The following is a 14,217-nucleotide window of genomic DNA, read 5'->3' as shown; positions in this document are numbered from 1 at the left end:
TGACCGGATCGGCGTCCGGCTCTCCCCGAACGGCCTGGCCTTCTCTGGCCCCAGACTTGCTTGGCTTGCCGCAAGCAAACTGGAGAAAGGGAAGCACATGCGTTGTCTCACCGCGGCGGTCATTGCGGCCGTCGCATTCGCCGTGCCGGCTCAAGCGCAGGAATTGACCGGTACGCTGAAGAAGATCAAGGACACCGGCGCGATCACGCTCGGGGTGCGCGACAGTGCCGTGCCCTTCAGCTATATCGACGAAAAGCAGAAGACCGTCGGCTACGCCATCGACATCTGCATGAAGATCGTCGAGGAGATCAAGGCCGAGCTGAAGCTGGACAAGCTCGCGGTCAACGAGAACCTCGTGACGTCGTCCAACCGCATTCCGCTGATGGCGAACGGCACCATCGACCTCGAATGCGGCTCGACCACCAACAACGCCGACCGCCAGAAGCAGGTGTGGTTCACCAACACGCATTTCCTCACGGCGAGCCGCTTCGTGTCGAAGAAGGCTTCGAAGCTCGACCAGGTCGACGACCTCAAGGGCAAGGCCGTCGTCTCGGTCTCGGGCACCACCAACATCACCCAGCTCAACAAGGCCAACGCCGCCCGCTCGCTCGGCATCACCGTCATGAACGCAAAGGACGTCCCCGAGGCCTTCCTGATGGTCGAGACCGACCGCGCCGAGGCCTTCGTCATGGACGACATCCAGCTTGCGGCCATGATCGCTTCATCGAAGGACCCGTCGCTTTACGCGATCAGCTCCGGCGCCTTTTCCGATCCCGAGCCCTACGGCATCATGCTGCGCAAGGACGATACGGCGTTCAAGGCGGTGGTCGATCGCGCGACTGCAAGACTCTACAAGAGCCCGGAGATCGAGAAGATCTACAACAAATGGTTCATGGAGCCGGTGCCGCCGCGCGGCCTCAACTTCCACGTGCCGATGCCGGTGTCGATGAAGAAATCGTTCGAGCACCCGTCCGACAATCCCGATCCGGCGTCGTACGGGGGCTGATTAGATCGCAGAGCACCCCAATTGCGCAGCCCGGATGAGCGAAGCGACATCCGGGATTCTCACGACGACTGTCCCGGGTGTCGCGTCGCTCACCCGGGCTACGATCGCTACGAACTAATCCAGAAACGTCGTCAGCTGCGCGCCCTCGTCCGCCACGAACACCGCGATCAATTCCGCCGGCTCCGTGGCGCTGGCATTCGCCGACACCAGATGCGTCGCGCCGGGCGGCTCGAAGAAGGACTGGCCGACGCCAAACGTCTCGACCGGGCCGCCGCCGAGCTGGGAGCGGATCTCGCCCTTGGTGATGTAGGCGGTCACCGAGCCTGCGTGGCGATGTGGCCGCGTAAATCCGCCGGGTCCGTAGAAGACGCGCACGATGGTCACGCGCTTGCCCGGCACGTTCGGCAATGCGTAGGAGCCGATCGGCTCGACCTTGTCGAGCGGCGAGCTCTCGGCAGCGGTGGCGCAGAGCGGTGCCAGCGCGCCTGACACGGTCTCCATCGTCAGCGGTAGCGCCTTGCCGATCGCGAGTGCGCAGGCGAGCCCGCCGACAACGGCCAGCGCCGTTGATCGCGACGGCACCGGGCGTTGCGTGCTGGCCATACTCATTGCTGTCATGACAACCTCCCCTTGTTCCCTTATGGCAATCAGGATGCCACGGCATTCGTCGCGACCGGCCGCTTCGTCGGCGTCCAGCGATAGGCCGCGCCAAACCGGTTCCAGACGTTGATCGAGGCGACCGCCGAGGTCAGGTACATCAGCTCGGTCTCGGAGAATTCGCGCTGCACCTCGGCATAGACCTCATCGCCGAAGCCGTTCGGCAGCAGCGTCAGTGCTTCGGTCCAGGCTAATGCCGCACGCTCGCGCGCCGAGTAGATCGGTGCCTCGCGCCAGACCGCGACCAGATGGAGTTTGTCCATGGGCACGCCGAGCCGCTCCGAGAGCAGAATGTGATGCTGGACGCAGAAGGCGCAGCCGTTGATCTGCGAGGCGCGCAACTTGACCAGTTCGAGAAGCTGCTTGTCGAGGCCGGCCTTGGCCGCAACCTGGCCCAGCGCAAGCACCAGATCATAGGCATCGGGCGCGATCCGCTTGAAATCCTCGTATTCGCTGCGGGCGTGTGACATTGCCGTGCACCTCGTGTTATTGTAAGAATGCTTATATTGTATAAGAGCTCTTATATGACGCGCAAGGCCACTGACCTCACAAGATCGAAAGGCCCGCGGAAGGCCCCCGCCGCTTCCGACGGCGGCGCCGTTCGCGTGCCTGCCCCAGGGGAAGGCAAACGCGGCGAGGAAGGCTATCTTGGCTACCTGCTGCGCCAGGCCCATGCCGCGGTCCGCCTGACGATGGAACGGACGCTCGCCGATCTCGGCGTGACCTCGCCGCAATTTGCCGTACTGACGATGCTCAACGCCTATCCGGGCCTGTCAGGCGCCGACGTCGCCCGCCTCACCTTCCTCACGCCGCAGACGGTGGGCGTCATCATTCGCAACCTCGAACGCGACGGCGCGATTGCGATGACGCCCCATCCCGTCCATGGCCGCATCCAGCAATGGACGCTGACGCCGCGCGGCGCGACGCTGTTGAAGGCGTGCCGGGAGCGGGTGATTGCGCTGGAAAAGCGCCTCGCCCGGGATCTGGATAGCAAGGCGGAAACCTCGGTCCGGCGCTGGCTCGCCGGAATCGCGGCCGATTTGCAGGACGACTAGACCGCGCCGGGACTAACCCTAGTCGCCGCAGCCTCCGTCGCCGCCATCGGCATCCGAGAAGTCGCTGACGGCACCGTCGCCCTGAATGCCGCGGCCAAAGTTTTCCGCAATGATCATCAGGATCACGACGAACAGCCCTGCGCCTAACGGCCAGGGATTGGCACGGATGATGTCGAACAGCTCCTGCATGCGGGCATTTTGCAGGACAAGAGCGAACCGACCGTAAAGCGGCTGACCGAAAATGGGGGATTTGCCGCCGCGCGCCGAGGTGGCTTACCCATCCCTCAACGCTTTCTTAACCTCGCCGTCGGGCCAACTCTCGCCTGCGGCGATCACCCGGACGCGGCTCTGGTCCGTGGTGTTCACCAGCACATGCGAACTCACCCGATCGATGCTGCACTCCAGACGCAGATCGGTTTCGGGCTTCCAGCTCAGCGTGGTCGCGAGATCGCCGGGAAAGATCTGCCATTGCGATCCGTCATCGAGTTCGACGACGTGGCTTTCCGCATGCGCGCGTATCTTCATGACACCCCGAATTCTCGATGAAGTGAGTCCCGGCGCTCCAGCCGGGGCCCCGCTCCGTCAGTCGTTGTCGTGATGAATCACGGTCTTGCTGCGATTGCCGAATTCATATTCCTTCTTGATCACCATGGTTCTGCTCGATTGCGTGCAGGGGGAATGCGGGGTGCGCGGCTTTGTTCCGGGAACGCCGGGGCGATGACTGTTCCTCCTGTTCCAGGAACCGACTCACAGGAGCCTTGTTTCCCGCTACAATGTGTCCATGAAGCAAGCTGATTCCTCGGCCACGCCCACCCGCCGCGTCCTGCTGAAATCTGCGCTTGGCGCGGCAGCCTTCGTCGCATCACCCACATGCGCCCTCGCCGCACCGCCAGGCTTCGACGAGTGGCGCGAGAGCTTTCGCGCGCGCGCGATGGCGAAGGGCATTTCTGCCGCAACCTGGCAGCGCGCGATGGCGCGGGTCGAGCCTGACATGAGCGTGTTCAAGCAGATGCGCAACCAGCCCGAATTCCACGAGCAGGTCTGGCAATACATCAACCGCCGCGTCTCCGACTGGCGCATCATCAACGGCAAGATCGCGCTGAAGAACAACGAGGCCCTGCTCGCGCGCATCGAGCGCGACTTCGGCGTCGAGCGCGGCACGCTGCTGGCGCTGTGGGGCGTCGAGTCCGCCTATGGCGATCCGCTGGTGCAGCAGAACCACATGACGCCGGTGTTTCCCTCGCTCGCCGCGCTCGCCTGGAACGAGCCGCGCCGCAAGGCCTATTGGGAGACCGAGCTGATCAACGCGCTGCGCATCGTCGACAAGGGCTGGAGCACGCCGGAGGAGATGAAGGGCTCCTGGGCCGGCGCGATGGGGCATTCGCAATGGATGCCGGAAGTCTGGCTCAATGTCGGCATCGACTATGACGGCGACGGCAAGGTCTCGCCATTCGGCAAGCCCGACGACGCGCTGGGCTCGACGGCAAAGTACCTCGTCAATCGCGGCAAATGGCACCGCGGCGAGCATTGGGGCTACGAGGTGCGGGCATCAGGCGACATGAGCGGCAGCCGCACCTATGCGGCATGGCAGGCGGCCGGCGTCACCCGCGCCGACGGCCAGCCGTTTCCGCAAGCCTCCGCGACTGCGCAGATGTGGACGCCGGTCGCGGGCGGACCGACCTTTTTGCTCGGGCCGAATTTCTACTCAGTGAAGAGCTACAACCCCTCGATGAACTATGCGCTGGCGATCTGCCATCTCGGCGACCGCTGCCTGGGCGCACCGCCCTTCATCCAGCCCTTCCCCGGCTCCGAGCGCGCGCTGACGCTCGCCGAGGTGCAGGAGATGCAGACGCGGCTGACCAAGGCCGGGTTCGACACCGGCGGCACCGACGGCCGCGTCGGCAACGACACGATGAAGGCGATCAAGGATTTCCAGCAGCGCGCGGGGATCACGCCGGCGGACGGCTATGGCGGGTTGAAGGTGCTGGCGAGGCTGCGGCAGGGGTCGTAGCGCCCGCTCTCTCACTTTGTCATTCCGGGGCGCGCCACTTGGCGCGAGCCCGGAATCCATTGGTCCGCCTGGATTGCTGCGCGATGGATTCCGGGCTCGCGCTTCGCGCGCCCCGGAATGACGGCGGTTGGGGTCAGTGCCTGTACTGAGGCTCCTCAGCATCAAGCTGTCTACGAATTGCGGCCAGATGCAATCGCGCGGATTCGGAATCGCCCTCGCGCATCTGCTTGTAGGTCTCGGCCGCAATCGCGGGATCGACGGCCAGCACCTTGCGCCCCGTCGACATCGCCAGCACCTGCACCTCGGCGGCGCGTTCGAGATAATAGAGATCGTCCCAGGCTTCCGCGATGGTCGGCGCCAGCACCATCACGCCGTGATGCTTCATGAAGACGATGTCGGCATCGCCGACGGCGGACGCGATCCGCGCGCCTTCGCGGTTGTCGAGCGCAAGGCCGTTATAGTCGCGGTCGACCGCGGTGCGGCCGTAGAATTTCAGCGCGGTCTGGCCGGCCCAGATCAGCGGATCGCCCTCGGTCATCGACAGCGCCGTGGCGTAGGGCATGTGGGTATGGAAGGCGACCTTGGCGCGCGGCAGGCGCTTGTGCATCTCGGCGTGGATGTAGAACGCCGTCGCCTCGGGCACGCCCTCGCCGTCGAGCACGTTGCCGTGGAAGTCGCAGATCAGCAGCTTTGAAGCGGTCAGCTCGCGGAAGGCATAGCCATAGGGGTTGACGAGGAAGAGATCATCATGGCCCGGCACGACGGCCGAGAAATGGTTGCAGATGCCCTCCTCGAAACCGTTGCGCGCGGCCATGCGGAAGCAGGCGGCGAGGTCCTCGCGCGCGGTGCGGATCGCGTCGGAGGCGAGATCAGGCCGGTTCGAGCGGAATGGCGCTGGCGTGGATGACGAAGAGTGAAGGCTGTGCGCCATGGCGAAGGAAACCCCTGTCGGTCGGAAGCTCCTCGCCTTCTACAGGGCCGGCGCCTGCGCGTCAGCCCCTGCCGGCGCCACCCTGCCCTTCGCAGCCCGCGCGGCGGCCTATTGCCGCCGCGGCACGCCGCCGGCATTCATGCCGCCGTCGATCACGAGCTCGCTGCCGGTGACGTAGCGCGAGGCATCTGATGCCAGATACAAGACGCCGCTGGCGATCTCGGTGGCCTGCCCGGCGCGGCCGAGCGGCGTGACGACCCGGGCCCGTTCCTCCGGATCAATCGGCGCATTGCCCTGGTTGCCGGTCGCCCCCGTCGGGATCTTGCCCCAGATCGGGGTGTCGATGATGCCGGGATGAACGGAGTTGACGCGAATGCCGTCGCCCACAGCCGCGCACTCCATCGCGATCGATTTCGCAAACAGCCGCACGCCGCCCTTGGTGGCCGAATAGGCCGACAGCCCGGGCGAGCCGCGCAGGCCCGCCAGCGAGGACATCATGACGATCGAGCCGCCTCCGGTCTTGCGCATCAAGGGCAGGCAATGCTTGACCGAGAGAAACACGCCGTCGAGATTGATCGCGTTCTGCTTGCGCCAGTCACCGAGCGTCATGTCGACGATCGAGGGCACGGCAATGCCGATGCCAGCGTTGGAGACCATGATGTCGAGCCGGCCGTAGCGCTTCGCGATCTCGGCGACGATCTCGATCCACCGCTCCTCGCTGGTGACGTCCTGCTCCAGGAAGATCGCCTTGCCGCCGGCCTTGGTGATGCGCTTGGCGAGCTCGGGACCGCGCAGCTCGTCGATGTCGGTTGCAATGACCGTCGCACCCTCGCGCGCGAACAGCTCGACGATCGCCTCGCCGATGCCGGAGGCGCCGCCCGTCACCAGCGCGACCTTGCCCTCAACCTGCCCTGCCATGTTCACTCCCTTTTTTTGTTGTTTGAGGCCGCTACTTAATCACGGATGGCCCCTGGTCCGGTAGCGCCACGTCGATGACGCGGAACTGTACGCGCTCGGCGCCCTGATAGCGGTCGACCGACAACGATCCCGCGACGTGCAGTTGGTTGCCGCGATTGGCGACCAGCGCATTGCCGAGTTTTTGTCCGACCGAACGGAACGCGATGCCGTTGACGATGGCGCCGTCGCCCGACTTGAAGCGTAGACGCAGATGCGCCTGGCCGACCTCGTCGGCATAGACGAGCTGGTGCGCCGGAAGCGCCAGCACGGCTTCCGGATTGCCGCTGCCAAAGGGCCCTGCGCGGTTGAGCGTGGTCGCAAGCTCCGTCGTCACCGCGCGCGCGGAGACGGCGCCGTCGATATAGAGCTCGTTGACGTGGCGCGCCTCGGCGACGTCGCGCGCCAGCGCATTTTCGAGATAGGCGCGGAATTCGGCGAGCTTCTCCTTGCGCAGCGTCACGCCCGCGGCCATCGCGTGGCCGCCGCCTTTCAGCAAGATGCCGTCGGTGACCGCCTGCCGCACCGCCTTGCCGATGTCGACGCCGGCGATCGAGCGGCCCGAGCCGGTGCCGATGCCGCCGGGCTCGAGTGCGATCGCAAAGGCCGGCCGCGAAAACTTCTCCTTCAGGCGGGAGGCGACGAGGCCGACCACGCCGGGGTGCCAGCCTTCGGACGCCGTGACGATGACGCCGAGCTTGTCCTCCAGCCCGATCGAGGCCAGCGCCTCGGCCTCGGCCTGTGCCTCGGCGGCCTGCTCGATGACGCGACGTTCGGTGTTGAGGCGATCGAGCTCGGCGGCGATCCGCGCGGCTTCGACGCTGTCGCCTTCGAGCAAGAGCCGCACGCCGAGATCGGCGCGTCCGATGCGGCCGCCGGCATTGACGCGCGGCCCCAGCATGAAGCCGAGATGCCAGGCCTCGGGCGGGCCGTTGAGCCGCGCCACGTCCATCAGCGCGGTGTGGCCGACATGGTCGCGCCGCCGCATCGCGATCAGCCCCTTGGCGACGAAGGCGCGGTTGAGTCCGATCAGCGGCGCCACATCGGCGACCGTGCCGAGCGCGACGTGATGCAGCATGCCCAGGAGATCAGGCTCGGGCATCTCGGATGTCCAGAAGCCGCGTTGGCGCAATTCGCGATTGACCGCGACCAGCGTCACCAGCACCAGCCCAACGGCGGCGAGATGGCCAAGGCCGGAGAGATCGTCGAGCCGGTTCGGATTGACCAGTGCATCGACCTCGGGCAACTCCGTGCCGGCCTGGTGATGATCGATTACGACCACGGACATGCCGAGGCGCTTGGCTTCCGCCAGCGGCTCGATGCTGGTGGTGCCGCAATCGACGGTGACGAGCAGCGTGGCGCCCTTCGCCGCCAGCGCACGCACGGCTTCGACGTTCGGGCCGTAGCCCTCGAAAATCCGATCGGGAATGTGGATCAGCGGATCGAGCCCGCAATGGCGCAGGTGCCAGGCCAGCAGCGCCGCCGAGGTCGCGCCGTCGACGTCGTAGTCACCGAAGATCGCGACCTTCTCGCCCTTCTGTGCCGCATCCGCGATCCGCTTGGAGGCGGCCTCCATCTCCGTGACCGTGAAGGGGTCCGGCAGCAGCTTGCGGATGGTAGGGTCGAGGAAGTCGGGCACAGCGTCGATGTCGACCCCGCGTCCCGCCAGCACCCGCGCCAGCAGTTCCGGCAATTGGTGCCGCTGCACGATGGCGAGCGCCTGGGCCGCCCCGCGGGCGTCCAGCCGGTCGCGCCAGAGCTTGTCGGTGAGCGAGCGCGTCACCCCCAGGAACGCCTGGGGCGCTTCGACGGGCAAGGCGGTGGCAGGCGGCGTCATGACGAGCGGCTGTCTGTTGGGAACTCGAGGTTCGGGCGATCACGCTGGCGCCCGGTCACTGGCTTAAGGGGATTGGCCGGGAAACCCCGGCAATTTGCAACGGCCGGGCCGCACAAAGCGGTGGATGGCCGGCCGACAGGCCGGAGTGACTATCATTTGGGCATTCCGTCGAACAGCAAATTAAGCAGGCGTTAGGCGGAATCCTCGAAAAAGAATCGTATTCGATCTGTAAGCGATTGTTCCGGGTTCATTGCAGATCAGGCCTCATTGCCAAGGGAACTCCCCGATGTCTGCTGCGCTCGGTCTGAAAGCCAAGCCGACCACGTCCGAACCCGCTGACGACGATTCCGACATTTCCGCGCTGATCAACCGCCTCACCGCGGAGGTCAACCAGATCGCGGTCGACAAGACCAAGGCGATCCAGCAGATCACCAACCAGATGAAGATGCTGGCGCTGAACGCGCTGATCGAGAGCTCGCGCGCCGGTGCGCAGGGCGCGGGCTTCGCGGTGGTGGCGCAGGAGGTGCGCGGCGTCGGCCAGCAGGTCGAGACCATCGCGCGCGAGCTCGAGACCCAGCTGACGAAACGCACCGGCGATCTCGTCGCATCGATCGACCGCATGAGCCAGCGCTCGCGCGGCGAGCGCATGGTCGACCTGTCGCTCAATGCGGTCGAACTGATCGACCGCAACCTCTATGAACGCACCTGCGACGTGCGCTGGTGGGCGACCGACTCCGCCGTGGTGGATTGCGCGGCCTCGCCTGCTCCGGCCGCGGTCACCTATGCTTCGCAGCGCCTCGGCGTCATCCTCGGCGCCTACACCGTCTATCTCGACCTCTGGCTCTGCGACCTCGACGGCAACGTCATCGCCAACGGGCGCGCCGACCGCTTTCGCGTCGTCGGCCAGAACGTCGCCCACACCAAATGGTTTCGCGAAGCCCGGACCTTGCGCTCCGGCGACGACTATGTCGCCGGCGACGTCGAGAACCAGCCGCTGCTCGGCAACGCGCAGGTTGCGACCTATTGCGCCAGCGTCCGCGCCGGTGGCCAGGCCAACGGCGCGCCGATCGGCGTGCTCGCCATCCATTTCGACTGGGAGCCGCAGGCCCGCGCCATCGTCCAGGGCGTGCGCGTCGGCGACGGCGACAAGGCCCGCGTGCTGCTGGTCGACTCCAATTTCCGCGTCATCGCGTCCTCCGACGGCCAGGGCATTCTGAGCGAGCGCATCTCGCTGTCGCTGAACGGCCAGCGCTCCGGATTCTATCAGGACCGCTCCGGCACGATGGTGGCCTTCCATGCGACGCCGGGCTACGAGACCTATCGAGGGCTCGGCTGGTACGGCGTGATCATCTGCGGGGCCTGAGGCCAGCGTCCGCCTGCCCGATCAAAAACCGCGAAAACAACCCCATGCACAGTAGCCGGAGGGCTGTGTTCGCTGGTGTTTTGCGCGCGCCAACGCGCTTTGACATGATGCGGCGCGACTTACAGCCTATCCGAGATAACCAGACACTCCATCCCACAACAGCTTCAACGCCGTCACGGCCAGCAAGCCATGGCACGCTTGGTAGATCTGCCGCTGGTCCAGCTTTCCGTGCAGCCGCCAGCCGAGCCAGACGCCGCTGGGGATAGCAAAGAGGCACGCCGCCATCACGATCCAGACGTTGCCCGCCGGCCGCGCGAGCAACAGCCAAGGTACCGCCTTGATCGCGTTGCCGACGGTGAAGAACAGGCTCGTCGTTCCCGCGTAGACCTCCTTGCTGAGGCCCAGCGGCAGGAGGTACATCGCCAGGGGCGGTCCGCCGGAATGCGCGACCATGGTCGTGACACCCGAGGCAAGACCGGCAGCAACCGCCTTCGGCGAGGAGCGCGGACGAATGACCACCTTCGGATCACTCACGAGCCATATGCCAACGAAGCTCAACGTCACGACCGCAATCACGATCGCGACGGCGCGATGGTCCAATACACGGAACAAGAGATAGCCGAGGGCAATGCCGATCACGAGCCCGGGCAACAGCAGCACAAGGTCCGGCTTCGACCAAGTCGAGGGCTTCCAGTAGCGCAGCGCGAACAGGTCCATAGCGATGAAGAGCGGCGCGAGCAGGCCGCCCGCCGTGACCGGATCCATCACGCACGACAGCAACGGAATGCCGACGATGGAGAAGCCGCCGCCGAATGCGCCCTTCATGAAGCAGATTAGGAAGACGCCCGAAAAGGCGATGATCACTGTAGCGACCGTCACATCCATCTGCGCATCTCCATGACCGTCACGCTCGCACCTCGGCTCGCGTCACGCCGAAACATCGCGGGCGAGATTCGGCTCAGGTCGCCGTAACGTCGTCATCGGTTATTGTGGTGCCGGCGTCGGTCGACCTCGCTTGCGAGGTCCGAGGCGGCTCGGCCTTCCGCTGGAAAAAGAGGCCGGGCAGCACTGAAGGCAGGCCAAAGGTCATTCCGAGGAATGCCAGAAACACATCAAGATAATTCATAGTCATTCTGTTGCTCCGCTTTGTCGGGCGCGCCCCCTCTCGGTGCATTTTGATCGATGCGCCGCAATATGAACCGGCACAATTGTGAGTACAATAAGAACATTGATCTCGGTGCAATTCTGTCTCGCGACATGGCGCGCGCCGCCTCGTCACGCAGCAGGGCGCCCGGCCATCTCCGCCGCGAGCAGCAGCGCGGCGCGGCTGGCGCCGATCGATGCGATGCCCTGGCCTGCGATGTCGTAGGCGGTGCCGTGCGCGGGCGTGCAGATCGGGAATGGAAAGCCGCCGAGCAAGGTCACGCCGCGATCGAAGCCCATCAGCTTCATCGCGATCTGACCCTGGTCATGATACATCGTCAGCACCGCATCGAAGGCACCGCCCTTGGCGCGCAGGAACACGGTGTCGGCCGGGAACGGCCCCTCCGCGGCAATGCCCTCGCGCTGGCCGGCCGCGACCACCGGCGCAATCGTGTCGATCTCCTCGCGGCCGAAATTGCCGCCGTCGCCGGCGTGAGGATTGAGACCCGCAACCGCAATCCGCGGCCTGGCGAAGCCGGCGTTGCGCATGCAGGAATCGGTCAGCTTGAGCGCACGATGGATACGTTCCCTGGACAGTCGCGCGGCGACGTCTTTCAGCGGGATGTGGGACGTGACCCGTGCATTCCATAGCCGATCCAGCACGTTGAACTCGCTTGCCGCGGTCTTGAGGCCGACCACCTCCGCGGAAAACGCGATCTCGTCGTCGTACTCGGCGCGGGCAAGCCGCATCGCCTGCTTGTTGAAGGGGGTGAAGCAGACGGCATCGACGCGCCTGTCGCGGCCGAGTTCGAGCGCATGCCGGTAATTGGCCAGCGCGAATTTTCCGCCGGCGAGGGTCGCGGTCTTCGGCTCGACGTCCCTGGGATCGAGGTGGCGAAGATCGACAAACAGCGCGTCGCCCTGCTCCGATCGAAGGTCGGCCCCCTGCTCCACCATGGTCAGGTCCGGCTTGACGCCCGCGACTCGCGCGCCCTCGTCGAAGATGCGGCGGTCGCCGATCACCACGAGCCGGCTGCGGGCGCGGATGTCGTTCTCCGCCACGAGCTTCGCGGTCAGCTCCGGGCTGATGCCGGCGGGATCTCCCATCGCCAATGCAATGAGCGGCTTTGCGGTCATATGATCACCTTCTCCTGAGCTGTCGTCTCATTCCTGGCGGATGGCGTGGGCCTGCGCAGCAAACGCGCGAGCTGCAACGCGAGCGGAAGCAGCAGCAGCGCGATGCCGGCCACGATCAGGCACGTCACCAGCTTGTTCGCAAAGAAGATCCCGAGCGATCCCTTCGACATCAGCATCGACTGCCGGAACGCATCCTCGGCCTTGTCGCCGATGACGATCGCGAGCACCAGCGGCGCCAGCGGATAGAACAGCTTCTTGAAGAGATAGCCGACGATTCCGAAGCCGAGCATCATCACCACGTCGAGATAGGAGTTCGACACCGAATAGGCGCCGACGACGCAGATGATCACGATCAGGGGCGCGATGACCACGAACGGAATTCGCATCAGGGCGGCGAAGACCGGAACGGTCAGCAGCACCAGCGCAACCGCGACGATGTTGCCGACATACATCGAGGCGATCAGGCCCCAGACAAAATCCTTCTGGTCGACGAACAGCATCGGCCCGGGATTGAGGCCCCAGATCATGAGCCCGCCCATCATGACGGCCGCGGTCGCCGAGCCGGGAATGCCGAGCGAGAGCATCGGCAGCAGCGCGCTGGTGCCCGCGGCATGATCGGCCGTCTCCGGCGAGATGATGCCTTCGACCTCGCCGGTGCCGAAATATCGGCCGCGGCGCGAGAAGCGGCGGGCGATGCCGTAGCTCATGAAGGATGCGGCGGTCGGGCCGCCCGGCGTGATCCCCATCCAGCACCCGATCGCGGCGCTCCGCAGCAGCGCAACGCTATGCCGCGGCAGGCGGCCGACCGCACGAAACACCTCGCGCCAATCGATCTTCGAGGAGACGGCGCGGGCATGAAATTCCTCCTCGACGGCGACCAGCAGCTCGCCGATGCCGAACAGGCCCATCACCGCGACGACGAAGTTCACCCCCTTGACCAACTCGTCGATGCCCATGGTCAGGCGGACGCTGCCCGAGACCGTGTCGATGCCGATGGCGGCGATCGCAAAACCGATCGCCAGCGCCACGACGGTCTTGATCGGGGCCGCCCCGCCCATGCCGACGAAGCTCGCAAAGGCGAGGAAATAGACCGCAAAATATTCCGGCGGCCCGAAGGCGAGCGCGACCTGCGCCACCCAGGATGCGAGGAAGGTGATCAGGATGACGCCGACCAGCGCGCCGAACGCAGCCGAACCGAAGGCGGTCGCGAGCGCCGTCGTCGGCCGGCCGTCGCGCGCCATCGGATAGCCGTCGAAGGTGGTTGCAACTGAGGACGGCTCGCCGGGGATGTTGAACAGGATCGAGGTCACGGAGCCGCCGAACAGCGCGCCCCAATACATGCTGGAGAGCAGGATGATCGCCGACACCGGCTGCATGCCGAAGGTCAGCGGCAAGAGCAGCGACACCCCGTTCGGCGCGCCCAGCCCCGGCAGCACGCCGACGAGAATGCCGAGCAGCACGCCGACCGCCATCAGGAGCAGATGCGGCACGGTGATCGCGATGGTGAAGCCGTGCAGGAGTTCCTGGAGGTTATCCATCGGCCTCTCCGTCAGATGCCGAACGCGGCAGCGAGCGCGCCATGCGGCAGGCTGACCTGGAACATGCGCTCGAACACGACGTAGAGCGCCAGCGCCGTTGCCGCTGCCATCGCCAGCGCGCGTGGCACGGTCTGGTGCCTCGGGATCGCCAGCACCGCGAAGACGTACAGGCTTGAGGCGACGTACATCCCGACCAGCGGGATCGCGGCCACGAAGATCGCGGCCGGCACGAACAGGCCGGCAAGCCGGCGCAGCTCGATCGGTGTGATCGCGACGGGAACGCTTGCGAGCGTCGTCGCCGGCAGAAGGCCCCGCACCAGATTGTAGAGGCTTCCGAGCACGATGATGATGCCGGTCAGGAACGGGAACGTGCCGGCGTCCACCCCCGCGCTCGACCAGCCGATGCCGTTGTCGAGGCTGGACACGACGACAGCCACACCAAAGCTGCCGGTGAGGACGGCGGTCGCAAATTCAAGAACGCGGCGCGATATCATCGCGTGGTACCTCTGAGGGCTGGGCTATCACATGTGCAGTGGGGAGCCTGCCGAACGTGCGCGGCCTGCATGGTTCGAGACGCCCGCTTTG

16 protein-coding genes are annotated in these 14,217 nt (G+C 65.7%); 4 read left to right on the top strand and 12 right to left on the bottom strand.

Annotated features, from left to right (window positions below):
- The first annotated feature begins 97 nt into the window (after positions 1-97).
- Positions 98-1,006, top strand: a complete 909-nt coding sequence (locus tag E4K65_RS07865) for an amino acid ABC transporter substrate-binding protein (protein WP_135173636.1) — start codon at positions 98-100, stop codon at positions 1,004-1,006.
- Positions 1,007-1,120: 114 nt separating this feature from the next.
- Here E4K65_RS07865 and E4K65_RS07860 read toward each other — a convergent pair whose 3' ends face one another.
- The gene (locus E4K65_RS07860) at positions 1,121-1,624 is read right to left on the bottom strand and encodes a cupin domain-containing protein (RefSeq protein ID WP_135173635.1); all 504 of its coding nucleotides are present in this window, start codon (positions 1,622-1,624) and stop codon (positions 1,121-1,123) included.
- 29 nt (positions 1,625-1,653) lie between these two features.
- On the bottom strand, positions 1,654-2,133 hold the full coding sequence (locus tag E4K65_RS07855) for a carboxymuconolactone decarboxylase family protein (RefSeq protein WP_135173634.1): 480 nt from the start codon (positions 2,131-2,133) through the stop codon (positions 1,654-1,656).
- 54 nt (positions 2,134-2,187) lie between these two features.
- On the opposite strand from E4K65_RS07855, the gene E4K65_RS07850 reads away from it, so the two are divergent.
- Positions 2,188-2,718, top strand: coding sequence for a MarR family winged helix-turn-helix transcriptional regulator (locus E4K65_RS07850; RefSeq protein ID WP_135173633.1), 531 nt, complete (start codon positions 2,188-2,190; stop codon positions 2,716-2,718).
- Positions 2,719-2,736: 18 nt separating this feature from the next.
- Here E4K65_RS07850 and E4K65_RS47030 read toward each other — a convergent pair whose 3' ends face one another.
- A complete protein-coding gene (locus E4K65_RS47030; protein ID WP_167770607.1) occupies positions 2,737-2,907 on the bottom strand; it encodes a hypothetical protein in 171 nt (56 codons plus the stop codon).
- Positions 2,908-2,991: 84 nt separating this feature from the next.
- Positions 2,992-3,243 (bottom strand): hypothetical protein, encoded by a 252-nt coding sequence (locus tag E4K65_RS07845; RefSeq protein WP_135173632.1) that lies wholly within the window; start codon positions 3,241-3,243, stop codon positions 2,992-2,994.
- Between the two features lie 256 nt (positions 3,244-3,499).
- Here E4K65_RS07845 and E4K65_RS07840 point away from each other — a divergent pair, with 256 nt between their 5' ends.
- Positions 3,500-4,729 carry a lytic murein transglycosylase gene (locus tag E4K65_RS07840; RefSeq protein ID WP_135173631.1) on the top strand — a complete coding sequence of 410 codons (1,230 nt, stop codon included), beginning with the start codon at positions 3,500-3,502 and terminating at the stop codon, positions 4,727-4,729.
- Positions 4,730-4,862: 133 nt separating this feature from the next.
- Here the strand turns inward: E4K65_RS07840 and E4K65_RS07835 are convergent, their stop codons facing one another.
- The 3 genes from E4K65_RS07835 to recJ form a co-directional block, all read right to left on the bottom strand.
- Positions 4,863-5,660 (bottom strand): aldolase, encoded by a 798-nt coding sequence (locus E4K65_RS07835; protein ID WP_135173630.1) that lies wholly within the window; start codon positions 5,658-5,660, stop codon positions 4,863-4,865.
- Positions 5,661-5,768: 108 nt separating this feature from the next.
- Positions 5,769-6,578, bottom strand: a complete 810-nt coding sequence (locus E4K65_RS07830; RefSeq protein ID WP_167770606.1) for an SDR family NAD(P)-dependent oxidoreductase — start codon at positions 6,576-6,578, stop codon at positions 5,769-5,771.
- Between the two features lie 31 nt (positions 6,579-6,609).
- On the bottom strand, positions 6,610-8,451 hold the full coding sequence (gene recJ, locus E4K65_RS07825) for a single-stranded-DNA-specific exonuclease RecJ (RefSeq protein WP_135173628.1): 1,842 nt from the start codon (positions 8,449-8,451) through the stop codon (positions 6,610-6,612).
- Positions 8,452-8,737: 286 nt separating this feature from the next.
- Between recJ and E4K65_RS07820 the strand changes: the two genes are divergently transcribed.
- On the top strand, positions 8,738-9,814 hold the full coding sequence (locus E4K65_RS07820; protein ID WP_135173627.1) for a methyl-accepting chemotaxis protein: 1,077 nt from the start codon (positions 8,738-8,740) through the stop codon (positions 9,812-9,814).
- A 126-nt stretch (positions 9,815-9,940) separates the two neighbouring features.
- Here the strand turns inward: E4K65_RS07820 and E4K65_RS07815 are convergent, their stop codons facing one another.
- The 5 genes from E4K65_RS07815 to E4K65_RS07800 all read right to left on the bottom strand — a co-directional run bounded on the left by E4K65_RS07815 (position 9,941) and on the right by E4K65_RS07800 (position 14,126).
- A complete protein-coding gene (locus E4K65_RS07815) occupies positions 9,941-10,699 on the bottom strand; it encodes a sulfite exporter TauE/SafE family protein (protein ID WP_135173626.1) in 759 nt (252 codons plus the stop codon).
- A 73-nt stretch (positions 10,700-10,772) separates the two neighbouring features.
- Complete coding sequence (locus E4K65_RS47025; protein WP_167770605.1) at positions 10,773-10,946, bottom strand: hypothetical protein; 174 nt, start codon at positions 10,944-10,946, stop codon at positions 10,773-10,775.
- Between the two features lie 143 nt (positions 10,947-11,089).
- A complete protein-coding gene (locus E4K65_RS07810) occupies positions 11,090-12,094 on the bottom strand; it encodes a 4-hydroxythreonine-4-phosphate dehydrogenase PdxA (protein WP_135173625.1) in 1,005 nt (334 codons plus the stop codon).
- A complete protein-coding gene (locus tag E4K65_RS07805; RefSeq protein WP_135173624.1) occupies positions 12,091-13,632 on the bottom strand; it encodes a tripartite tricarboxylate transporter permease in 1,542 nt (513 codons plus the stop codon). Before E4K65_RS07805 ends, E4K65_RS07810 begins: the two co-directional genes overlap by 4 nt.
- A gap of 11 nt (positions 13,633-13,643) precedes the next feature.
- The gene (locus E4K65_RS07800) at positions 13,644-14,126 is read right to left on the bottom strand and encodes a tripartite tricarboxylate transporter TctB family protein (RefSeq protein ID WP_135173623.1); all 483 of its coding nucleotides are present in this window, start codon (positions 14,124-14,126) and stop codon (positions 13,644-13,646) included.
- Positions 14,127-14,217: the final 91 nt, after the last annotated feature.

Origin of the sequence: Bradyrhizobium niftali, from assembly GCF_004571025.1 — a bacterium.
Lineage (GTDB): Bacteria > Pseudomonadota > Alphaproteobacteria > Rhizobiales > Xanthobacteraceae > Bradyrhizobium > Bradyrhizobium niftali.
This window is presented reverse-complemented; position numbering and strand designations above follow the sequence as displayed.